Annotated in this window: 19 protein-coding genes; 13 read left to right on the forward strand and 6 right to left on the reverse strand. The window is 39.4% G+C overall.

The features are described from left to right. Positions 1-3 precede the first annotated feature (3 nt). From FAY30_RS13010 to FAY30_RS13020, 3 genes are read left to right on the forward strand one after another with little or no spacing between them, the layout of a single operon-like run. Positions 4-2,325: an AAA family ATPase gene (locus FAY30_RS13010; protein ID WP_149870280.1), complete on the forward strand. Its 2,322-nt coding sequence runs from the start codon at positions 4-6 to the stop codon at positions 2,323-2,325. Beyond that, positions 2,297-2,782 (forward strand): acyl-CoA thioesterase, encoded by a 486-nt coding sequence (locus FAY30_RS13015; RefSeq protein ID WP_223820961.1) that lies wholly within the window; start codon positions 2,297-2,299, stop codon positions 2,780-2,782. Before FAY30_RS13010 ends, FAY30_RS13015 begins: the two co-directional genes overlap by 29 nt. 45 nt (positions 2,783-2,827) lie before the next feature. Continuing rightward, complete coding sequence (locus FAY30_RS13020) at positions 2,828-3,139, forward strand: hypothetical protein (protein WP_149870281.1); 312 nt, start codon at positions 2,828-2,830, stop codon at positions 3,137-3,139. Positions 3,140-3,155: 16 nt separating this feature from the next. Here the strand turns inward: FAY30_RS13020 and FAY30_RS13025 are convergent, their stop codons facing one another. Both FAY30_RS13025 and plsY read right to left on the reverse strand, forming a co-directional pair. Next, positions 3,156-4,307, reverse strand: a complete 1,152-nt coding sequence (locus FAY30_RS13025) for a CapA family protein (protein WP_149870282.1) — start codon at positions 4,305-4,307, stop codon at positions 3,156-3,158. Positions 4,308-4,496: 189 nt separating this feature from the next. Beyond that, positions 4,497-5,096 carry a glycerol-3-phosphate 1-O-acyltransferase PlsY gene (plsY, locus tag FAY30_RS13030; protein WP_149870283.1) on the reverse strand — a complete coding sequence of 200 codons (600 nt, stop codon included), beginning with the start codon at positions 5,094-5,096 and terminating at the stop codon, positions 4,497-4,499. Between the two features lie 170 nt (positions 5,097-5,266). On the opposite strand from plsY, the gene FAY30_RS13035 reads away from it, so the two are divergent. The 10 genes from FAY30_RS13035 to FAY30_RS13080 all read left to right on the forward strand — a co-directional run bounded on the left by FAY30_RS13035 (position 5,267) and on the right by FAY30_RS13080 (position 19,121). Then, the gene (locus FAY30_RS13035; protein WP_149870284.1) at positions 5,267-7,006 is read left to right on the forward strand and encodes a glycosyl hydrolase family 18 protein; all 1,740 of its coding nucleotides are present in this window, start codon (positions 5,267-5,269) and stop codon (positions 7,004-7,006) included. A 264-nt stretch (positions 7,007-7,270) separates the two neighbouring features. Further along, positions 7,271-8,122 carry a sensor histidine kinase gene (locus tag FAY30_RS13040; RefSeq protein ID WP_190284904.1) on the forward strand — a complete coding sequence of 284 codons (852 nt, stop codon included), beginning with the start codon at positions 7,271-7,273 and terminating at the stop codon, positions 8,120-8,122. Positions 8,123-8,236: 114 nt separating this feature from the next. Further along, positions 8,237-8,659 (forward strand): CoA-binding protein, encoded by a 423-nt coding sequence (locus FAY30_RS13045; protein WP_149870286.1) that lies wholly within the window; start codon positions 8,237-8,239, stop codon positions 8,657-8,659. A 385-nt stretch (positions 8,660-9,044) separates the two neighbouring features. Beyond that, entirely contained in the window at positions 9,045-11,024 is a 1,980-nt protein-coding gene (gene parE / locus FAY30_RS13050; RefSeq protein ID WP_149870287.1) for a DNA topoisomerase IV subunit B, read from the forward strand. Then, complete coding sequence (gene parC, locus FAY30_RS13055) at positions 11,021-13,459, forward strand: DNA topoisomerase IV subunit A (protein ID WP_149870288.1); 2,439 nt, start codon at positions 11,021-11,023, stop codon at positions 13,457-13,459. The genes parE and parC overlap by 4 nt, the downstream gene beginning before the upstream one ends. 96 nt (positions 13,460-13,555) lie before the next feature. Next, positions 13,556-14,314, forward strand: coding sequence for a hypothetical protein (locus tag FAY30_RS13060; RefSeq protein ID WP_149870289.1), 759 nt, complete (start codon positions 13,556-13,558; stop codon positions 14,312-14,314). Between the two features lie 178 nt (positions 14,315-14,492). Then, complete coding sequence (locus tag FAY30_RS13065; protein ID WP_223820772.1) at positions 14,493-14,942, forward strand: MarR family winged helix-turn-helix transcriptional regulator; 450 nt, start codon at positions 14,493-14,495, stop codon at positions 14,940-14,942. Positions 14,943-14,963: 21 nt separating this feature from the next. Further along, positions 14,964-16,691 carry an ABC transporter ATP-binding protein gene (locus tag FAY30_RS13070; RefSeq protein ID WP_149870290.1) on the forward strand — a complete coding sequence of 576 codons (1,728 nt, stop codon included), beginning with the start codon at positions 14,964-14,966 and terminating at the stop codon, positions 16,689-16,691. Next, positions 16,688-18,568 (forward strand): ABC transporter ATP-binding protein, encoded by a 1,881-nt coding sequence (locus tag FAY30_RS13075; protein WP_149870291.1) that lies wholly within the window; start codon positions 16,688-16,690, stop codon positions 18,566-18,568. The genes FAY30_RS13070 and FAY30_RS13075 overlap by 4 nt, the downstream gene beginning before the upstream one ends. Positions 18,569-18,698: 130 nt before the next feature. After that, entirely contained in the window at positions 18,699-19,121 is a 423-nt protein-coding gene (locus FAY30_RS13080) for a PH domain-containing protein (protein WP_190284638.1), read from the forward strand. 129 nt (positions 19,122-19,250) lie between these two features. On the opposite strand, the gene xerS is transcribed toward FAY30_RS13080, so the two are convergent. The 4 genes from xerS to FAY30_RS13100 all read right to left on the reverse strand — a co-directional run bounded on the left by xerS (position 19,251) and on the right by FAY30_RS13100 (position 22,217). Continuing rightward, complete coding sequence (gene xerS / locus FAY30_RS13085) at positions 19,251-20,339, reverse strand: tyrosine recombinase XerS (protein ID WP_190284639.1); 1,089 nt, start codon at positions 20,337-20,339, stop codon at positions 19,251-19,253. A gap of 190 nt (positions 20,340-20,529) precedes the next feature. Beyond that, positions 20,530-20,724, reverse strand: coding sequence for a 2-hydroxymuconate tautomerase (locus FAY30_RS13090; protein ID WP_149870293.1), 195 nt, complete (start codon positions 20,722-20,724; stop codon positions 20,530-20,532). 17 nt (positions 20,725-20,741) lie between these two features. Continuing rightward, positions 20,742-21,527: a 2-keto-4-pentenoate hydratase gene (locus tag FAY30_RS13095; protein ID WP_223820773.1), complete on the reverse strand. Its 786-nt coding sequence runs from the start codon at positions 21,525-21,527 to the stop codon at positions 20,742-20,744. Between the two features lie 45 nt (positions 21,528-21,572). Then, on the reverse strand, positions 21,573-22,217 hold the full coding sequence (locus tag FAY30_RS13100) for an alpha/beta hydrolase (RefSeq protein ID WP_149870294.1): 645 nt from the start codon (positions 22,215-22,217) through the stop codon (positions 21,573-21,575). Between the last annotated feature and the right edge of the window lie 372 nt (positions 22,218-22,589).

Raw genomic sequence — 22,589 nt, forward strand, 5'->3', positions numbered from 1 at the left:
TATTTGAAGCAACAAGGAAAACAACGGTCAGGATCCACTGAGCTAATCAACCAATGGGAAAAAGAATTGAATGAAACTGGCGTTATTAACGATGAAGCACAGTTGATTACTGAGATAAGTCAAGAGCCAAACCCACAAATCAAGTCGAAATTGTTAACATTAGCCGCAATTTCACGACTTGGACGGAATAATCAGGATTCACTAGCAGGTATTTGGCTTCAAGAAGCCCTCAAACTTTATCCTGAAAATCAAAAAGCAAAAGAATATACGATACAATCAGACTGGAAAAGGCTGCATGATCTACTATCTCCGCTATCCTTTCCTCCGCTCCGGGAAACAGATAATCGTACAGCAAAAAAGAAAACAGCGGAGCAGCTGATCGAGGTTTGTCAAACCTTTTTAGCAAATGCAGATCAACAGATCAACGATTTGCACACCACTCTGGATATTACCTCATCAATGGTAAATAACGAGCTTTTTCAAAAATATCAAAAGCTGATCGATTTGCTTTCTTCCGTTATTGAGGAAACGAGCAGCCTTTTAACAGCGGCGGAAGATTACGATCAATCGATTACGGGTGTTTTCCATACGTCAACCTATTATGATGATTTGAAATTGCATATGGCGAATGTAGAAGAGATAAAACAAACGTGGGAGCAGCAATTTCTTGAAGCAGATAAAACAGACATGGAAGAAGAAAAGGCATTAGATCAGTTAAATAACATGATTGGAATGGATTTGGTAAAAAAACGGGTGAATGACTTCTACCGTTTTTTAAAGTATCAGAAGCAGCGAAAGGAATTAGGATTTCAAATAAAAGATGAATTGAGTCTCCACATGATATTAACCGGCAATCCAGGGACAGGAAAAACGACCTTAGCCAGGCTAATGGCAAAAATCTATCATGAGCTTGGGGTACTGCCACGTGCAGAAGTGATTGAAACAGACCGCTCCCAGTTGGTCGGTTCCTTTGTAGGCCAGACTGAAGAAAACGTCCGAAGTATTGTCGAGCGTTCAATTGGTGGTGTGTTATTCATTGATGAAGCCTATAGTCTTAAACGTGAGGGGCAAACAGGAAATGATTATGGACAGGCAGCGATTGATACGCTTGTTTCACTGATGACCGGCAATGAGTATGGCGGAAAATTCGCCGTTTTTTTGGCGGGGTACCCGGAAGAAATGCGCACTTTTTTAGATGCCAATCCAGGTTTGCGCAGCCGTTTCCCACAGTCCAACCTTATTCATTTACCCAATTACTCAAACAGGGAACTCATTGAAATTGCCGAGAAGGTTGCGGCAGAAAATGATTATATCCTAACAGAGGAATCCAAGATTGAAATTCACCACCGACTTGATCAAGAACGGGTCGATGACACCTTTGGAAATGCAAGGACTGTCCGCAATATCGTATTGGATGCTATTTTCAAAAAAGGAGCAGACAATCAAGCTGCAGATGAGGGCGTTTTAGACTATATGCTGCTCAATAAAGAGGATTTTCTTACAGAAATCGAGAATATTAGTGAATCACCCCAAGATAAACTGAACCGATTAGTTGGCCTCGAATCATTAAAATTAGAAATGCGAACCCTAATTTCGTTTGTAAAAATGCAACAGTTTCGAAGAAAAAAAGGGCTGCCAGCCGTACCAATACAGCTGCATGCGGTGTTTACCGGAAATCCAGGGACAGGAAAAACAACGGTTGCTAAAATCTACGCTGAGTTTTTAAAAGAATGCGGGATTCTGAAGCGAGGTCACTTAATCGTTGCCAGCAGAGCTGATTTTGTCGCTGGCTATGTTGGTCAAACAGCCGGTAAAACAAAGAAAAAGGTAAGGGAAGCGCTTGGCGGCGTTTTATTTATTGATGAGGCTTACTCACTGCTAAGTCAAACAGCCGGTGATTTCGGAAAAGAGGTCATCGATACACTTGTTGATGAAATGACAAAACATAATGAAAATCTAGTGGTGGTGCTGGCCGGTTATCCAAATGAAATGGATCAACTGCTTGAAAGCAATCCGGGGCTCCGCTCCAGGTTTAAAAAGTTCCTTCTCTTCCCGGATTATTCCTCCGAAGAATTGCTCGAAATTATGTCATCCTATGCTGAATGCTTTCAATACCAACTTACCCAAGATGCCAAGAACCTCCTCATTCAGACAATGGAAGCGGAAGTGTTTAAGGGTAATGGCCGCTTTGCGACAAATTTGGTTGATGAAATCATTCAAGCACAAGCATTTCGATTAATGGATGGAGATGAGGATGAAATTTCATTTGAAAAATCTATGCATCTTGAAGTAGAAGATGTTAAAAAAGCCATTACAAAAATGTAAGTTAGTTGGCAAGGAAAGGAACGTTGTTGTGGATACTTATTTTGTTTCGACAAGGGAAATTCAGCTTTACTACGCTGACACAGATATGATGGGTGTCATTTATCATGCCAACTATTTAAAGTTTTTCGAGCTTGGCCGGACCGGGTTTATTGAAGACATCGGCTATAGTTATTTATCGATGGAGGAGATGGGCTATTACGCGCCTGTTTATGACATTACCATTACGTACAAAAAACCATTACGGTACGGCGATCAAGCATTTGTAAAAACTTGGGTCGAATTAAATGACGGTATTAAAACCATTTATGGCTACACCATTGTTAATGGCGGCGAAGAAGTTTGTGCGGTTGGTACATCTACTCACATTATCGTGAAAAAAGATAATTTCAGACCAACATCCTTTAAAAAGGCTTTTCCGGAATGGTATTTAAAATACGAGGAAATTAAGAAAAAATAATGCCGAGGAAGGCCATTAAAACAATGCAATTGTGAGGTGACTAGCTTGGCTTTTGGGATCAAACGCCAGGATATAAATGACTGGAAAAGGAAAATTGATGAGGGGGAAATTGCTTTTTTAACGCATTACTGGCTCGATGACCGCTTTCCTGACAGTAAAACGGTAACAAAAGTAGGCTGTCTAGACCTTGACCGGTTGGCAGTTTGGGGTCAACAATATGGGTTAAAAAAAGAATGGATTCACCATAGAGCTGATGGGTATTCTCATTTTGACCTAATCGGGCAGAGGCAAAAAGAAATTTTGCTGCAAGAAGGCTTACTCGAACACATTTGGGAAGATCAGATAAGTACTTTGTAAAAAATTTGGCTCCGTTTTAACGGAGCCATTGCTTCATATGGTCTTGAATTTCTTTGTATTTTGCTTCGGCATTTGATAGGCCATATTCACCGGCCTTTTCTAATGGTACGACACGGAAGTTGTGATATTTTTGACTGGTTACATAGGTTGGATAAAAAACTGGGTTCGAAAGTGCAATCGTGTTACCTTTTTCAGATATATGTTTAGTAATTTCAAGCGTAGCTAATCCGCCAATATCCTTATAATCACCATATTGTGCAGAAATAAAATTACCTAATGAGTAGATTACGAACGATTTCCTGCCATCAGCTGTCTGAATCCATTCCATCGGCTGTAAAACGTGAGGGTGGGAACCAAAGATGATGTCAACACCTTCATTTGCCAGGAAACCAGCTAAGTCCTTTTGATCATTTGTAGGGATTCTCTGGTATTCATTTCCCCAATGGATGCTCATCACCACTACATCTGCCTCTTTTTTTGCCCGATGAATTTCGTTCTTCATCATTTCGCGGTCAATCAGATTGACGAGGAAATCCTTTCCAACTGGAACAGGAATTCCATTTGTCCCATAAGTATAAGAAAGAAAAGCGATTTTGATACCGTTCTTATGGAGGATCCGCAATTTTTGACGATCCGTTTCGTCCAAAAAGCTGCCCACATGTGGCAATCCGATGCTTTCTAAGTATGCTGTCTCCGATTGAATCCCTTTTTCTCCTTTATCCAAAGTATGATTATTTGCTGTGGAAACAATGTCAACTCCTGAATGGACGAGGGCATCAGCCACCTCGTGCGGGCTGTTGAACATCGGATAACCGGATAGCCCCAAATCAATTCCACCCAACATGCTTTCTTGATTAGCTGTGAGTACGTCGGGCTTTTCTAAAAGCGGTTTCATAGGTTCAAACATAGGATTAAAATTGTATTCTTTACCATTAAATGCATCCAGATAAACAGGGCTGTGAATAAGAATATCTCCGATAGCACCAATCGTAATTTTTTCTGTCATCTCACGATTGACCGTTTGTGATGGCCGCGGCTTATGTTCCTTAGACAAGAAAACCGTGTCTTTCTTTTTAGAGGCTTGATTTTGCTGAATAAGCACAACCGCTGTAACCACAATACAAACCAAAATAATAAAAATAGAGGGAATAATAGCCTTTTTTTTCATATACTCTCCTTAATAAATTCATTCAATAAGCAAACTATTTTCCTGCACATTGATTATACTATATTATATTACTGAATAATTTTAAACTATTCTTAATAAACGGCTTAAATATAAGAGAAGGGAGCTTCCTCTATTGGAAACTCCCTTATTAACGCAATGTACAATTCATTTTACCATTCAAGAATTCCTTTATAGCCATTTGATTTTTGGCTCTGTTTTGTTGATGATTCTTGTAATATTTGCCCGATGCCGGTAAATGACAAACGATGCCATGAGGAACACAACGATCAGCAAGGGGATGTCCCATTCACGGACAAAGCCGGATATTAAAGCAAACAAAATAGCGATAATTCCTGCAATCATGGATGAGAGGGAAACGTATTTTGTTATGTACAAACTGATAAAGAAAGCCACTAAGACTGTTAAAAATAAATAGGGTGCACAGAACAATAAAACACCGCCGGATGTAGCCACGGCCTTCCCGCCGCGAAACCCGGCAAAGATCGGATAGGTATGTCCGACAACAGCGAACATCCCAGCAAGCAGTGGGTTTATATCAATCGAAAACAGTATAGGCAGGGATGCTGCCAGTGTCCCTTTCAGGATGTCGGCAATTGTCACAACCAGGCCCGCTTTCACACCAAGTGTTCGAAAGGTATTAGTACCTCCTAAATTTCCGCTTCCATGTTTGCGAATATCTGTTTTGTAAAAAACCTTGCCGATAATTAAACCGGATGGAATCGAACCGAGCAAATAAGCAAGGATTAAGACTAAAATAATTTGAACCATTCATAATTTCTCCTTCAAAAAAAGATCGGGTTCTTCTATTTTACCATGTATTTTTGAAAAAACACTATGGCTTTCACCAATATCTTAAAAGATTCGGGATCACGGAGTGAAAAAACACCTTCTCATTTCCCAAATAATACCTTAGGATAGAACTAAGGAGGAACAGAACCATGGCACGAATTGACTATCAAAATAATAAGAAATTATCTATGAACTGGATCATGGGTGGATTCATAGGGGCGGTTTTCCTCATTTGTTCATCGATTTTTCTATTATTATACCCTTTTGCATCAACAGATAAGAAAACATTTTTTCAAGGAGAACATCCCATCCTATTCAATGGAAAGCAGGAGGGAAATGCAATCATCGAAGGAAATACCTTGTTTGTTCCACTCTCCTTTTTGAAAACGAACATTGATCATTCCATCGTTCACGATCAAAAATCAAATTCAGTTATTATTACTACAAGGGATAAAGTTGTTCAAATGCCCACCGATTCTTTAACTTATTATGTGAATCAAAAAGAGGTCCCATTACAGCTGTCACCCGTCATCACCAGGAATGGAGAAATCTTTATTGCCCTTGAGCCCATTCTTTCCTTTTATCCCATCCAATTTAAAACAGTACCTGATAGTAACGCCGTTTGGATTCAACGGGATGGGGACAAATACGAGAATGGGAGATTGACAGATAAAGATATCAACAAAGAAAAACTTAGACTGCGGACAGAGGCTTCTTGGCGCTCACCATATACAGCAGAAATGGCTAAAGGCGAATCCATAACCATCGAAGGGGAAAAAGGGGATTTTTTTCTTGTTAGGAAAGTGAATGGGATAAGCGGTTATATAAAAAAAGAATATGTTCATAAGGAAGAACGTGTACAGATTTCGATCAAAAGACAAAGTTCAGCTTTTCAAATGCCTAAGATTGATGGCCCGGTTCAATTAACCTGGGAAGCTGTTTATTCGAAAAACCCAGACTCTTCTAAAATACCCACTTTGGAGGGTGTGAATGTCGTATCCCCTACCTGGTTCTCCCTCGCTGCAAATGACGGGTCCGTTAAAAACCTCGCATCACTTGAATACAGTGAGTGGGCACATGCAAAGGGGTATCAAGTTTGGGGCGTGTTTTCAAATTCATTTGATCCTGTGCTAACCTACGAAGCATTCAAAGATTTTGAAACCCGACAGGCTATCATCCGGCAATTACTTCATTTCAGCCAGATGTATCAGCTGCAAGGAATTAATTTTGATATTGAAAATGTAAATCAAGCAGATGGCCCACTCGTTACCCAATTCATGAGGGAGGCTGCCCCGTACCTGCATGAAGCCGGTTTAATCGTTTCAATGGATATTACTTTTTCTGCCGGGGAAAACAATAATTGGTCTTCTTTTTATGAACGGCCAAAGCTTGCCGAGATTGTCGATTATTTAATCGTGATGGCGTACGATGAACATACAGGTTCTTCATCTGATGCAGGAAGCGTGGCAAGCTTGCCTTGGGTCGAGCGAAATCTTAAAAACTTGCTGACAGAGGTACCCAATGGAAAGTTGATACTTGGCGTTCCGTTATATGCCCGTTTATGGAAGGAACAAACCAATACGGATGGGACTGTTGAGGTGACGGCACAAGCTCTTTCAATGGATAAAGTGAAAGCCTGGCTCACAGAAAAAGGATTGCAGCCAAAATATGATGAAGAAAGTGGTCAAAATTATGCAGAATACGCTGCTGCAGACGAAAATGCCATCTATAAAATTTGGATAGAAGATGAATTGTCATTGAAAAAACGAGCTGATTTAGCCGAAACCTATGATTTAGCAGGAATTGGTACTTGGTCAAGATTATTTGGCGATTCCACTGCATGGACAGCGTTAAATTTAAATTCAGATCAGGCAGTCACACAAAAATAAGGGAAAAAATAAAGGACGAGAGCTAGTCCTTTATTTTTTCCCTTTTATTTTTATTAATTGTCTAAAGTAAGAACAAAAAAAGTCAATTTTATTACAAAAATATGGAGAATTTTCAAACCATTTGTAAACTCATTGAAAGCAGCGTATGGAGTCACTATAATTTAGTTAAAATCAAATAAACAAGCAAAAAACCGACCACTCGATATGTACATTGGGCGGTTTTATCTTATATTTTCTTATTCAAATTTAGGGGGTGACCACGTTATGAAAGAACTATCAGAAATAGAAAAGAATAATCAAGACCTGCTAAAAAGGTATGAGTTAATGGTACACCAAAATCGGTATTTGGAGAAACGGGTACAAGAAGAAGCCGCTAAAAATAAACAAAAGGATGAACTATTAATCGAACAATCTAGACTAGCTGCGATGGGAGGCATGGTTGCCAGTATAGGGCACCAATGGCGCCAGCCGCTAAATACTTTGTCTTTATTAATGAATGACCTAAGAGAGGCACTCGAATTTGGAGAAATCAACGATCAATATATTGATCGTTTCACAAGAGAAAGCATGCTCCAAATTAAACATATGTCCCGTACAATAAATGATTTTCGGAAATTCTATAAACCCAATCGGGAGAAAATGCCATTTTCCGTAGGAGATTCAATTGAAGAGGCCTTATCTATCTTTTCTATCAGTTTAAAAAACCATGAGATCCAAGTGGAATTCGAATACAGGGGGCAACAGATGGCCTACGGCTATCCGAATGAATATAGCCAAGTTGTCCTAAATGTTTTAACAAATGCCCGTGATGCCTTTGTTCAAAGAGATATAAGCCGCCGAAAACTATGGATAAAAATTAACGAAACAGAGGAATTTGTTACAGCAGAATTCATTGATAATGCCGGTGGAATCGAACCAATCCTCCTTAAGCGGGTATTTGATCCCTATTTTACCACTAGAGAAAACGGAACCGGTCTCGGCTTATATATAACAAAGCTGATTCTCGAAAAGATGAACGGCAGCGTCTCGGTTGAAAACACGAGTGATGGAGCCAGATTCTGTCTTTCGGTACCAAAGATTACCGCAGCAATGAAACAGGAACTTTTGTCAGTTTAATCATCTTACAAACATGCTCCTTATTGGGAGCGTTCTTTATTTGGAAGCGTTTTATTATATTTTTATTGTAAAAAGAGGTAAAATAAAGAAAACAATGTAATAGGAGTGGTGATTTTGACTATTGATAATCCGAGTCGCGAGGAAATTGCGGTTATATTAAAAAATGCAAAAAGAATAGCTGTTGTAGGTTTAAGTAATAATCCAGAACGGACATCTTACCAGGTTTCAGCGGTGATGCAAAAAGCAGGTTATGAAATCATCCCTGTTAACCCGACGATTGACGAGGTGCTTGGAGTAAAGGCAGTGGCATCCTTAAAAGATATTAAAGAGCATGTTGACATTGTTAACGTATTCCGCCGATCCGAGCAATTGTTTGACGTAGCCAAGGAATTTGATGAAATTGATGCAGATATCTATTGGGCACAGCTTGGTCTAGCAAACGAAGAAGCATATAAATTTTTAAAAGAAAAAGGCTATACAGTAATAATGGACCGTTGTATTAAGGTTGAGCATGCATTAACAAGGCATTTGCAATAATAAATGAAGGCTTTTACTAAAAACTGCTGAACTTTAGCAGTTTTTTTATTTTACCCTAAATTTTGGAAGGGAGGGATGGCGAAAAAGGGGTTATCTTAAAATACAATTTGCCAAAACGAAATAAATCGCTACAATTAAGCATAGACGCTGCGAGAACATGTGTTAAAATGAAAGTGGCAAACATTAGTTCTTTTTGGTGGTAATGGGGCGGAGCGCCGCAATAATATAGCAGTATATCTTTTTATGTTGTAATAAACATTTATGTTTTTAGATAAGTGATTTAAGCTCTGCTCACACCACCTTTATTCTTTTGAACGAATAAATATAATAAACAGGTATTACAGCAATTTAGAAGGTTGTTTTGTAAGGTGAAAGGGGTATTTTAGTGGCAAGGAATCAGCAGGCTTTTGAATATAATGATGAAGCCATACAGGTACTAGAGGGCCTTGAAGCGGTTCGAAAGCGCCCCGGGATGTACATTGGCAGTACCGATGCACGCGGTCTCCATCATCTCGTCTATGAGATTGTCGACAACTCAGTCGATGAGGCGCTCGGCGGCTTTGGTGATCAAATCATTGTAAAAATACACAAAGATAATTCAATTAGTGTTATTGATAAAGGGCGCGGAATGCCTACAGGTATGCATAAATTAGGGAAACCCACTCCGGAAGTCATCTTAACAGTTCTCCATGCCGGCGGTAAATTTGGGCAGGGCGGCTATAAAACGAGCGGCGGGTTACATGGTGTTGGTGCATCAGTCGTCAATGCGCTTTCAGAATGGTTAACCGTCACCATTAAAAGAGATGGATTTGTTTACGAACAGCGTTTTGAAAATGGCGGTAAGCCGGTCACAACACTTGAAAAAATCGGCAAAACCAATCAAACAGGGACAACCATCCATTTTAGGCCGGATCCATCCATTTTTTCGACCACGGCATATAACTTTGAAACCTTATGTGAGAGGTTAAGAGAGTCTGCCTTTTTGTTAAAAGGATTAAAGATTGAAATTCATGATGACCGGAATGATCTCCATGAAGTATTTCATTACGAAAATGGCATCGAGGCATTTGTTGAATATTTAAACGAGGAGAAGGATGTGCTTCATCCCGTTGTCAGCTTTGAAGGTGCACAGAATGGCATTGAAGTCGATTTTTCCTTTCAATTTAATGATGGCTATTCGGAAAACGTGCTTTCGTTTGTCAACAATGTCCGCACAAAGGATGGCGGCACGCATGAGGTTGGTGCGAAAACTGCCATGACGCGTGTATTTAATGATTACGCCCGCAAGGTGACCTTGTTAAAAGAAAAAGAAAAAAACTTAGATGGAGCTGATATTCGCGAAGGCCTATCGGCCATCATATCTGTCAGGATCCCGGAAGAGCTTCTCCAATTCGAAGGACAAACAAAAGGGAAACTAGGAACAAGTGAAGCCCGTTCGTCTGTAGACGCGGTTGTATCTGAACATCTATCCTATTTTCTTGAAGAAAATCCTGATATAAGCTCCCTCCTTATCAAAAAATCAATAAAAGCCTATCAAGCGCGAGAGGCAGCCAGGAAAGCACGTGAGGATGCAAGGAGCGGCAAAAAGCGAAAGCGGTCAGAAACTGTATTGTCCGGTAAATTAACACCGGCACAATCCCGCAACCCACAAAGAAATGAACTTTATCTAGTTGAGGGTGATTCTGCAGGCGGCTCAGCGAAACAAGGCAGGGACCGCCGTTTTCAGGCTGTTCTCCCTTTGCGAGGTAAAGTCATTAATACTGAAAAAGCAAAACTGGCAGATATTTTTAAAAATGAAGAAATTAATACCATTATTCATGCCGTCGGCGGGGGCGTTGGTGCTGATTTCACTGTTGAAGACATCAATTACGATAAAATCGTCATTATGACGGATGCCGATACAGACGGGGCACATATCCAAGTATTATTGCTTACTTTCTTTTATCGCTATATGAAGCCGCTTATTGAAGCAGGTAAAGTGTTTATCGCCCTCCCTCCTTTATATAAAGTAAGTAAAGGGACAGGAAAAAAAGAAATAATTGAATATGCGTGGAATGATGATGAACTGCAGGGGGCCATCAAAAAAGTCGGCCGCGGCTATATTATTCAACGTTATAAAGGATTAGGTGAAATGAATGCCGACCAGCTTTGGGAAACAACCATGGATCCTGAGACTAGAACGCTTATTCGTGTGAAAATAGATGATATTGCCAGAGCAGAACGCCGCATTACGACACTTATGGGCGATAAGGTTGAACCCCGCCGTAAATGGATTGAAAGTAACGTGGCATTTGGATTAGAAGAGGATGACACCATTTTAGAAAATGAAAATATTACGGTCGCCGAGGAGGGTTCTGAAGGATGAGTGCAAATGAAAAATTCCGTGATTTGCCTCTAGAAGATGTGCTTGGTGATCGTTTTGGCCGATATAGTAAGTACATTATTCAAGAACGTGCCCTGCCGGATGCCAGGGACGGCTTAAAGCCGGTGCAACGAAGAATTCTGTATGCGATGCATGTTGAAGGAAATACATTTGATAAAGGATTTAGGAAATCTGCTAAGACAGTTGGTAACGTAATCGGTAATTATCATCCACACGGTGATTCTTCCGTTTACGAGGCAATGGTGCGGATGAGTCAGGACTGGAAGGTTAGAAATGTCCTCGTGCAAATGCACGGAAACAACGGGAGTGTCGATGGTGACCCTCCTGCAGCGATGCGTTATACGGAGGCCAGGCTTTCTGCAATTGCCGCAGAACTTCTTCGTGATATCGAAAAAAATACGGTCGAATTTATCCCAAACTTTGATGATACTTCAAAGGAACCTACGGTCATGCCGGCCATGTTCCCGAATTTACTTGTCAATGGATCAACGGGAATTTCAGCAGGCTATGCAACGGATATTCCGCCGCATCATCTTGGAGAGGTCATTGACGGGGTCATGATGAGAATGGATCAGCCTGATTCTTCGGTTGATGAACTCATGAAAGTCATCAAAGGACCGGATTTCCCTACAGGCGGAATCATTCAAGGGATCGATGGAATTAAAAAAGCCTATGAAACTGGTAAAGGGAAAATTATTGTCCGCGGGAAAGCCGATATTGAAGAGGTTCGCGGTGGCAGACAGCAAATTGTCATCACGGAAATTCCTTATGAGGTGAACAAAGCCAATCTAGTCAAAAAAATGGATGAATTCCGCTTGGACCGAAAGCTGGAAGGAATGTCCGAGGTTCGTGATGAAACGGATCGGACAGGCCTTAGAATTGTGATAGAGTTAAAAAAGGATGCCGATGCTGAAGGTGTCTTGAATTACTTATATAAAAATAGTGATTTGCAAGTTACTTATAATTTTAATATGGTAGCCATTCACAATAAGCGGCCAAAACAAATGGGACTGCGTGAGTTACTTGATGCCTATATCGGGCATCAAAAAGAAGTGGTTACCAGAAGAACACAGTTTGACCTTTCCAAGGCCAAGGAACGTCAGCATATTGTCGAGGGGTTAATGAAAGCTTTATCGATTCTCGATGAAGTGATTGCTACCATCCGTGCTTCTAAAGATAAGCGCGATGCAAAGGACAATTTAATCGCTAAATACGCATTTACCGAACTGCAGGCTGAAGCAATTGTGTCTTTACAGCTTTATCGCTTAACCAACACTGACATCACCGCATTAAGACAGGAAGCGGAAGAATTAGCAAAGAAAATTGAAGAGTGGACGAGCATTTTAGCAAGTGAGAAAAAGCTCATCTCGGTGATCAAAAAAGAATTAAAAGATGTGAAAAAACGGTTTGCCGATGATCGTCGTTCAAAAATTGAAGCAGAGATTGAAGAGTTGAAAATCAACCTTGAGGTAACCGTTCCAAGTGAGGATGTTATCGTAACGGTTACGAAGCATGGCTATGTCAAACGGACAAGTCAGCGTTCCTATGCTGCATCAGGTGGTCAGGACTTTGCAATGAAAGAATCCGATCGACTGTTAGCGCAACTCGATATGAATACAAAAGATGTTCTTCTTCTCTTCACCAATAAAGGAAATTACCTGTTTTGCCCAGTTCATGAACTGCCAGATATCCGCTGGAAGGATTTAGGTCAGCATGTGGCAAATATCATTCCTATTGAACGCGATGAAGAAATCATTCAAGCGATCCCAATCAAGGATTTTGAAGCAGATGCCTATTTCGTTTTTATAACGAAAAATGGGATGGTCAAGAAGACAGAATTAAAAGCCTATAAAGCGCAGCGTTACTCTAAACCGCTTGTTGCTGTCAATCTGAAGGATGATGATCAAGTCGTTGATGTCCACCAAACGGACGGGACCAAAGAACTGTTCCTTGTTACACACCTAGGCTACGCCCTCTGGTTCCATGAGGAAGAAATCAGCATTGTCGGTATTCGTGCAGCAGGTGTAAAAGGAATTAATTTAAAAGATGATGATTTTGTTGTCGCCGGGAAATTAATTAATGCAGATAGTCATCAATCTATTGTGATTGCAACACAAAGGGGTTCCGTGAAGCGGATGAAATTAAAAGAGTTCGAAAAAGCAACCCGTGCAAAGCGTGGTGTCGTCATCTTAAGAGAACTCAAATCGAATCCACACCGAATTATGGGCTTTATTGTCGCGAATGAACAAGACGATATTTTTATTCAGACTGATAAAGGCTATACCGAAACGATAAAAACTAGTGACCTTCGCTTTAGTGACCGTTATTCCAACGGCTCGTTTATCCTCGATGAAGGGGAAAATGGCAAAGTAACGACAGTTTGGAAAGTGGAAGCACCCGAAAATCCAGCAGAATAATATTTTTAAGATCCTCTAAAATCAGAGGGTCTTTTTTCATCTTTTTCCTAAAATTGGGCATACTAACTAAAGATAGACAGTATGGAGGGGACATTGATGAAAAAAGAAATGCTGCTTGCGATTGTATCCTTTTTTTTCATATCCATTACCGCAATCACTGGTGTTTATGCCATTGAAGAAAATACGAAGGTTATTACTATTGCGGAAGAGGAAACGGATATTACAGGGGATCAAATCGTCGAGGCGATCGTATTAAAAGGTGTGCCATATCAAGAGGAAAATTCCTTTTTGAAAAAGATTTATATAGAAGTTGCAGCCTCTAATGGCAAATTATATTCATTACCATTGGAAAGTGGTTCAAAAGCAGCAATACAGCTTATCGACCTTGACCACGATGGCATAAAAGATATTTTTGCGAGTGTTTTAACTGAGGGCAGTGAAGGAATTGTTAACAATTATTTCATTTCATTAAAGAATTTCGTCCAAACAGACTTACCAATTCCTGAGCCGCTTGAGATGGATGCTAAATTTCTAAATGGCTACAAGGCTGAAATAAAACTGAAGCAAACAGGAAAAACCTATAAGTTTGATTTAAAGGATCGGAAGAAATACTACAAAAAATTAGGCTTTTACTATAAGGGCAGACTAAATGAGCCGACTGAATTATCAGTAAACCCATTTAATAGCCTGAAACCAGTACAATTAGAGCATGATAAAATTGGATTAAAAGGCCAGCAGCGGGTTACTGGAGTTGCAAATGCAGACACCATTGCAATAATTGAATCTATTTGGACTTTTGATAATAAACAGTGGAAGCTCCATAGCACCAAGGTTACAAAACAGAAACCGTCATAAAACATAAAAATGTCCTCATGATCACCACATGAGGACATTTTTATGTTTAGATTCAATTGTTGTCTTCCTAAACACATAAATAATAATTGACGTCGAATTTTCCCGGGATTATACTTAGGTATGTTAATAATTAGGTTACCTAACTAATTAGATTTAAAAACAAAAAGAGGTGAGAAAAGTGGCAGATATCGAAAGTGCCACAGCGCAAAAGCTTCTTAAAGCCTTTATGCAATTTCGAAAAACAGGCTGGCACGAAAAGAAGATAGCGGGATATAATCCGAGCGAATTCAAGGTACTTGCTACTATTCAACAAGGTGCAAATGAGAAAGATAGCGGGATGAAGGTATCAGAAATTAGTCAACTCTTGCATGTTACTCCTCCAACCGTGACGCAAATCATTAATACCCTTGAAAAAGATGGCTTAGTAGAACGCACAATTGATCCTGAAGATCGACGGGCAGTAAATATCAAACTATCTCCTGCTGGCATGGTAGTAACGGCCAATGCAAGAAAACGGTTCACCGAAACTTTTTTGGGGTTGATCGATTATTTAGGAGAAAAAGAAAGTGAACAGTTGGCTGAATTACTATCCAAAGTTCAAGATTATTTCAATCAAGAAAGTCGTTAAAAGAGGAGAGGTTGAACAATCATGTTTAAACTGAGCAAATTCCTAAAGCCATTTAAAATACCCATTTCCTTTGTTCTTGTCCTTATCCTCCTTCAGTCAATAGCAGAGCTATATTTACCGACGTTAATGGCTGATATTGTTGATAAGGGTGTGGTAACAGGTGACACGAACTACATTTGGAAAATTGGCGGTCTGATGCTCCTTGTAGCGGCGGGAGGTATGATCTGCTCTATTGTTGCCAGCTTCTATTCAGCAAAAGCCGCCTCCGGTTTCGGCAAATTACTGCGCAGTAAAACCTTCGCTCATGTCGGTAATTTCTCCTTACATGAGTTCGATAAACTTGGAACAGCTTCGCTGATTACCAGAACAACGAACGATATTACCCAAGTCCAACAGGTACTGATCATGATGCTCCGGATGATGGTAATGGCGCCAATGATGTGTATTGGCGGGATCATTATGGCCTTATCAAAGGATGCTAAGCTTACCTTAGTTTTGGCAGTGTCCTTGCCGGTTCTTGTCATAACCATTGTCATAATTGCAAGAAAGGGAATGCCGTTATTTAAAGCCATGCAGGTAAAGCTCGATAACCTCAACCGAGTATTAAGAGAAAACCTAACTGGCATACGTGTTATCCGTTCTTTTAACAGAGTGTCCCATGAAAAAAAACGGTTTGATGCAGCAAACTGGGACCTAACGCAGACAGCGATAAAGGTCAATAAACTCATGGCTGCGATGATGCCGATTATGATGATTGTCCTTAACCTTACAACCGTAGCAATCATCTGGTTTGGCGGAATTCGGATCAGTAATGGCCATATGGAAGTCGGCGACATGATGGCATTTATTCAATACGCGATGCAAATCATGTTCTCTTTTGTGATGTTATCGATGATGTTTGTGATGATTCCAAGGGCATCGGTTTCAGCGGGGAGAATAAACGAAGTGTTCGAGACAACGGCCGATATTCAAGACCCGGCAGTTTCTGTACCTGCCAAAGAGCAAAAGGGGCAAGTAGAATTTCGCAATGTCACCTTCAGCTATCCCGGTGCCGAAATGCCTGTGATATCCAATATTTCATTTAAAATGAATCCGGGTGAAGTGACGGCCATTATTGGCGGGACTGGATCCGGTAAATCTACGCTTATTAATTTAATTCCGCGTTTTTATGATGTTGACAGCGGCAAGGTGCTGGTTGATGGAGTCGATGTAAGTGAGATGAAGCAGGAAACCCTTCGCGAAAAGATTGGCTTTGTGCCTCAGCAAGCGGTTCTATTTACCGGTACGATTTCAGAAAACATTCGTTATGGGAAAGAAGATGCCTCAGATAAAGAAGTACAGCATGCTGCTGAAATTGCCCAAGCAACAGAGTTTATCGGCAATATGCCAGAGGGATTCCATTCAGTTATTGCCCAAGGGGGAACAAATGTTTCTGGCGGACAAAAACAACGCTTGTCGATTGCACGGGCCCTCGTTAGGAAACCGGAAATTTATATTTTTGACGATAGTTTTTCCGCACTGGATTTTAAAACGGATGCTAAGCTGCGGGCTGCATTAAAAGCGGAAACTGCGTCATCCTCGATGCTAATCGTTGCGCAGCGTGTCAGTACAATTATGGATGCTGATCAAATTATCGTATTAGACAATGGTGAAATTGCAGGAATCGGAAAACATAAGGAATTAATGGAAATCAGTAAGGTGTATCGTGAAATTGTCATGTCGCAGCTGAGTGAGGAGGAAATCGCATGAGTAATGATTCCAAACATCAAGGTGCTCCGGGCAGAGGTGGGCCTGGCGGGGGATTCGGCCCCATGGGCATGGGAATGCCTCCCCAAAAAGCAAAGAACTTCAAAGGAACACTTAAGAGATTAATCACCTATTTAAAACCTTATAAATTACAGCTGATATCTGTTTTAATTACAGCTATCATCAGTACTGTGTTTTCGATTGTCAGCCCGAAAATAATGGGGAAGGCAACGACCAGATTGTTTGAAGGATTAATGATGAAAATAAAAGGAGTTCCAGGGGCAGAAATAGATTTTGATTATATCGGACAAATTATCCTGCTCTTGATCGGGCTGTATATCATAAGTGCCCTATTTGCTTATCTACAACAATATATCATGGCGGGTGTAGCACAAAAAACGGTTTATCATCTTCGAAAAGAAGTGGAAGAGAAACTCAACCGGCTGCCGCTAAAATACTTCGACTCACGCACCCATGGAGAAATTCTTAGCCGGGCTGTCAATGATGTCGATAATATCAGTACCACCTTGCAGCAAAGCTTAACCCAGCTAATTACATCAGTGATTACGTTACTGGGGGTTATCGTAATGATGCTTACGATTAGCCCGCTCATGACACTGATTGTCGTCCTGACCATTCCACTAAGCTTTGTCGCGATTATAAAAATTGCTAAAAAATCACAGACCTATTTTAAGGGGCAGCAAAAATCACTTGGTGAGCTTAATGGTCATGTGGAAGAGATGTACACAGGTCATAAGGTCATTAAAGTGTTTGGCCGGGAGCAGCAATCGATTGAAAAATTTGAAGAAACGAATGAAGCCCTTTATCAATCTGGCTGGAAGGCACAATTTATGTCAGGTATGATTATGCCATTAATGTCATTTATTAATAATATCGGCTATGTGCTTGTGTCAGTAGTTGGGGGACTTTTGGTCACAAAAAAGGCCATTGAAATTGGGGATATACAAGCATTTATTCAATACGCAAGACAATTTAGCCAGCCAATTACCCAAACCGCAAATATAGCCAATGTCATTCAATCGACGATTGCAAGTGCAGAACGGGTGTTTGAAATTTTAGACGAAACAGAAGAGGTACCTGAAGCAGTTAAAGCTGTGGAGTTCATTGATCCTAAGGGAGAAGTTTCATTCGAACATGTTTCCTTCAGCTATAAGGAAAATGAACCGTTAATTGAGGATATGAATATTGAGGTGAAACCAGGTCAGCGTGTGGCCATTGTCGGTCCAACAGGTGCCGGTAAAACGACGATGATCAATTTATTGATGCGGTTCTATGAAATTAATTCTGGGGAAATTTTAATCGATGGAATCGATACGCGTGATCTAAAAAGAGAGAAGCTGCGCAGTTTGTTCGGGATGGTATTGCAAGATACCTGGCTTTTCAATAGCACCATTCGTGATAATATTGCTTACGGAAGGGAAGAAGCTACGGAAGAAGAGATAGTGGCAGCGGCACAGGCAGCCAATGCAGACCATTTTATCCGAACACTTCCTGAAGGCTATGATACAATACTAAATGAGGAAGCTTCTAATATCTCTCAAGGTCAAAAACAATTATTAACAATTGCACGGGCAATTCTGGCGAATCCTGCCATTTTGATTCTTGATGAAGCTACGAGCAGCGTCGATACTCGAACAGAAGTTCAGATTCAAAAAGCAATGGATCATTTAATGAAAGGGCGCACGAGTTTTGTCATTGCCCACCGTCTTTCAACGATCCGTGATGCAGACCTGATCCTGGTGATGAATCATGGAACAGTGATAGAAAAAGGAACTCACAAAGAATTACTAGAAAAAGACGGCTTTTATGCTGATTTGTATAATAGTCAGTTTACCTTTAATCAGAGGAATGCGGGATAATGAATGGCATTTAGAGAGCTTTTCTGCTTTCTAAATGCTTTTTTTGTAACTTTTATGAAGGTTATTCGTATATCATTAAATAATTGGGTATGTTTGTCTTTTGTCCATATGTTGTTAGGAGTTGATGAATATGAGATATTACTCAAAAAAAGGGATTATTACTGGTGTTTTAATATGGGGAGCAGTAGCCTTTTTAATCGGTTCTTTTCTATTCCTGCCTGGCGGGCCAGAAGGGAAGGGGGAGATCATTGCTGCAATTCTAGTATGCGGAATGACTAGTGCATTTATTATTTGGTGCTGGTTCGGAACATATTATCAAATAAATGGGAACCAATTAAAGATAGTGAGTGGGCCATTTCGCTGGAAAGTCGATATTATGATAATTAAAAGTATAAGAAAGACGAGAAATCCGTTATCAAGCCCAGCATTATCATTGAACCGTATAGAACTTTTGTATGGCAAATGGGACACGATGCTGATTTCTCCTAAAAATGAAAAACAACTTTGCGAAACTTTAAAGAAAATAAATTCACAAATTGAAATAAACTTTTAAAATTGATTCCGTCTCATTATCTTAAGTATACTTAGTGATTGAGACAGAATCAATTTTTGTTACCATAATAATATTATGTAAACTGATAAAAGATCAAAAATGGCTGCCACGAGTAACAGCCATTTAACATTATTCCAATTGTTCTTTCGGCATATCCATCTTATCAACTGCAATTTTTAAATCATCATTCTTAATATGCGTGTAAATCATCGTTGTTTGAATCGATGAATGGCCTAATTGACGGCGTAATTTCGGTACATCATTGATTTCTGCATGATATCTGGTAGCAAACGAGTGCCTTAGCTTATGGACGGATAATGATGGTTTGCCAAATGCGATTGCATATTTTTCAATCAACTTTTCAACTGATCTGGCCGTAAGCCTGCGCGACTTGCCTTTAGGACCCATTTGCGCAGAAATAAACAATGCCTTATTCGTCTTATCAACTTTATACTTAGCCGTTCTAATAGAAAGGTATTCTTGCAGATCAGACATTGCCACCTGGCTAAAATAAACAAATTGCTCTTTATTTCCTTTTCTAATGACTCGCACACAATATTTACTAAAATCAAGATCGTCTAAATCGATGCCGACTAACTCAGATAGGCGCAGCCCGGAACCAAGAATCAATGATACAATCGCCGTATCACGTTCCTTGTTTAATTGATGAAAATTAAAGAGTTTTTTGTTATCTTTGTTAAATTCACCGTAATCATTGGCCACGAATAAACGGAATTTCTCGTATTCATCCCCAAGCAGGATTTTTCCTTCCATTTTAGTAGCCTTCGTTTCCATACTGTCTTTTACTTCATTAAATTCAATCTTGGCCATGACATTTCGATTGATATACGGCTTTAAATCAGGAGTTTCCGCAATATTTTGCAGGTAATTAAACAATGATTTTAAAGCAGATAACTTACGATTAACGGTTAATTCCTTATTATCTAATTGGTAATGCAGATAGTTTAAAAAGCTTTCAACCTCTAAAACTGTCATATTCTCTAAACGTTCCAATGAGATATCCTTAATGCTACCGGTCCATAACTGTTCACTGATCATCCAATTGAAAAAAATCTTATAATCATGACAGTAGTTAAACAGTGAAGCCGTAGAAAGTTTTCGTAATTTATGATTGATATATTCATCTACATACCAAGGCAATTCCTGAAGCAAGGTTTGCAGTTTATTAAAATTAGTTTGTTTTTCTTGTTTTACCATAATCACACCTCACTTCTATTTTATCCCATCATCATTATTACGTCAAATTTATATTTTACGTAATAATGTTTTTGTCTAAATCTAACATGAACCCGGCCTTCCCATTACACCACTATACGACTTTTTGGACTGCTTCTCTAAAATTAATAAAACCAATCGACATGTTCGATTGGCAATAAATCATGGTTGCTTAATTATTATGATTGTTACTCATTTGCCTACCCGCTACACCCCAATTTTCATGTGGCATGTCATGGAGTAATACTCTGATTGTTTCAGGTGAATTACCTAACGTCCTGCTAACAGCTGCAGTAATCTCTGAAATCAATTGTTCTTTTAATTCTACTGATCTACCCTCAAGCATGTGTACCTGTATAATTGGCATTTTAAACCTCCTGATTATTAAATGACAGTCAAATCAATTTCACCCAATTCAACAAATTCGACCTCAATGGAATCACCATGGCTAACATGAATTGCTTCCGTTATTCCACCGGTTAGTACAATCATCCCAGGTTCAATACTAAGCCCAGAGGAATGTAACATTTTGACCAATTCAACCACTGATCGAACAGGATTTCCCATAACAGCTGAACCTATTCCCTCTTGAACTACTTTACCATTCAACTTCATTTGAACCTTTGCTTTTTCCCATTGAAATTTATTAGGTTCATATATTTGTTCCGAAAGAAAAAATTTTGCACTGGAAGCATTGTCTGAAACGACATCAATAAGGTTAAATGAAAAATCTTTATATCGACTGTCAATTACCTCTATTGCAGTCATTATTCCTTCAGTAGCCAGCCAAACATCTTGCTCAGTGACATGATTTCCCTCGAGTTTTTTATTAATTAAGAAAGCAAGTTCCGGTTCCACTCGTGGATGAATTAAGCCATCTAAAGAAAGCTCCTCATTGGTTATCACCATTGACTTAAGCAATCTTCCGTAAATGGGCTGCTTTACTCCTACCGATTGTTGCTTCGCGAAACTTGTCAATCCCATTTTCCAGCCAACGAATTGATCGCCATCTTGTAATTCTTTTTCCATGTTGATTTCTTGAATTTTATAAGCATCCTCAATTGTAATAGAGGGGTAACGTGTTGAGATTTTGTCCATTTCAACAGCACTTTTTTGATGACGGTAAATTTCATTTGCAATGACGTTCAGGTTCATGCTCACATTCTCCATTTAATAAACTCCTCAACATTATCCAAGTTGCCAAACGGTGTATATTTATCTTCGTAAATCCTTTAAAATCCAAGATTGAAAATCTTGAAGATTTTTTTCTGATACTGAATGCCCTTCAGGATAAGATTTAAAAGTTACCGGAACCCCTAGCTTAGTAAAGTACTCTACATTTTCTTTTCCCCACTCATATGGCAGGACCTGATCATATTCTCCATGTGATATGAACACGGATAAATGCTTTCCTGGGTTTACCAAATATTCTTCCTTTACGAATTGAGGTATATAACCACTGAGCGCTACGATACCTTTTATTTTATTTCCAAGGGTGAGTCCTAACGTCATGGAAACAATGGCTCCTTGGCTAAAGCCCATTAAGTATGATTGCTCTGGGTCTATTGGATAATTTACTGAGGCATAGTCAATAAAGTCAGCTAATTTATTGATTGCCACATCGAATATCTCCCTATGTGGCTTTCCATAGCCCTGGATCGTAAAGTAGGCAAATCCTGGCCCCTGGGACAAATGTCCCCTTACACTAAAAATAAAGAAGAAATCCTCTAGACCATTTACAAGTGAAAGCATATTTTGTTCATTGCTACCTATCCCATGCATAACAAACAGTGCAGGATACTTTTTCCCAGGAATAATATTCTCAGGACGGCGAAGTTCATAAATCATTTCAGTTTCCATTTGCAAAACCTCCTAGTAAGTAACATGAATATAACAACAAAAAAAATACATAATAAAATGTTTATCTTATCTAAGTTTTCTTATATGAATTTTTGTTCCCTCATACAATATCAAAATAAAAGATTGAATGTCAATGATTTTTTATTAATATGAAATTAAGTTCACTATTAGAGAATTTTCGAGATGATATGTTATGTATATTAAAAAAGACCGCTGGTGCTGTAACACCAAACGGTCCATGTAATGGCAGGTTCCATTACTTTCCCTTTATATTTCAAAGCAATACAAATATTTTTCGGAAAATGAAGGAGTTTATTAAATTAATTCCACCTATCATATAAATTTTCCTTCCAATTCTATTTTAATAAGTTG

The organism is Bacillus sp. S3, assembly GCF_005154805.1.
In the GTDB taxonomy this organism is placed as follows: domain Bacteria; phylum Bacillota; class Bacilli; order Bacillales; family Cytobacillaceae; genus Neobacillus.

Bases quoted from the DNA above. Each gene is read 5' to 3' on its own strand.
- parC (WP_149870288.1), top strand. From the start codon at position 11,021: ATGAGTGCAAATGAAAAATTCCGTGATTTGCCTCTAGAAGATGTGCTT.
- FAY30_RS13100 (WP_149870294.1), bottom strand. From the start codon at position 22,217: ATGGAAACTGAAATGATTTATGAACTTCGCCGTCCTGAGAATATTATT.
- FAY30_RS13015 (WP_223820961.1), top strand. From the start codon at position 2,297: ATGTTAAAAAAGCCATTACAAAAATGTAAGTTAGTTGGCAAGGAAAGG.
- FAY30_RS13025 (WP_149870282.1), bottom strand. From the start codon at position 4,307: ATGAAAAAAAAGGCTATTATTCCCTCTATTTTTATTATTTTGGTTTGT.
- FAY30_RS13035 (WP_149870284.1), top strand. From the start codon at position 5,267: ATGGCACGAATTGACTATCAAAATAATAAGAAATTATCTATGAACTGG.
- FAY30_RS13070 (WP_149870290.1), top strand. From the start codon at position 14,964: ATGTTTAAACTGAGCAAATTCCTAAAGCCATTTAAAATACCCATTTCC.
- FAY30_RS13095 (WP_223820773.1), bottom strand. From the start codon at position 21,527: ATGGAGAATGTGAGCATGAACCTGAACGTCATTGCAAATGAAATTTAC.
- FAY30_RS13080 (WP_190284638.1), top strand. From the start codon at position 18,699: ATGAGATATTACTCAAAAAAAGGGATTATTACTGGTGTTTTAATATGG.
- FAY30_RS13075 (WP_149870291.1), top strand. From the start codon at position 16,688: ATGAGTAATGATTCCAAACATCAAGGTGCTCCGGGCAGAGGTGGGCCT.
- plsY (WP_149870283.1), bottom strand. From the start codon at position 5,096: ATGGTTCAAATTATTTTAGTCTTAATCCTTGCTTATTTGCTCGGTTCG.
- FAY30_RS13090 (WP_149870293.1), bottom strand. From the start codon at position 20,724: ATGCCAATTATACAGGTACACATGCTTGAGGGTAGATCAGTAGAATTA.
- xerS (WP_190284639.1), bottom strand. From the start codon at position 20,339: ATGGTAAAACAAGAAAAACAAACTAATTTTAATAAACTGCAAACCTTG.
- FAY30_RS13060 (WP_149870289.1), top strand. From the start codon at position 13,556: ATGAAAAAAGAAATGCTGCTTGCGATTGTATCCTTTTTTTTCATATCC.
- FAY30_RS13040 (WP_190284904.1), top strand. From the start codon at position 7,271: ATGAAAGAACTATCAGAAATAGAAAAGAATAATCAAGACCTGCTAAAA.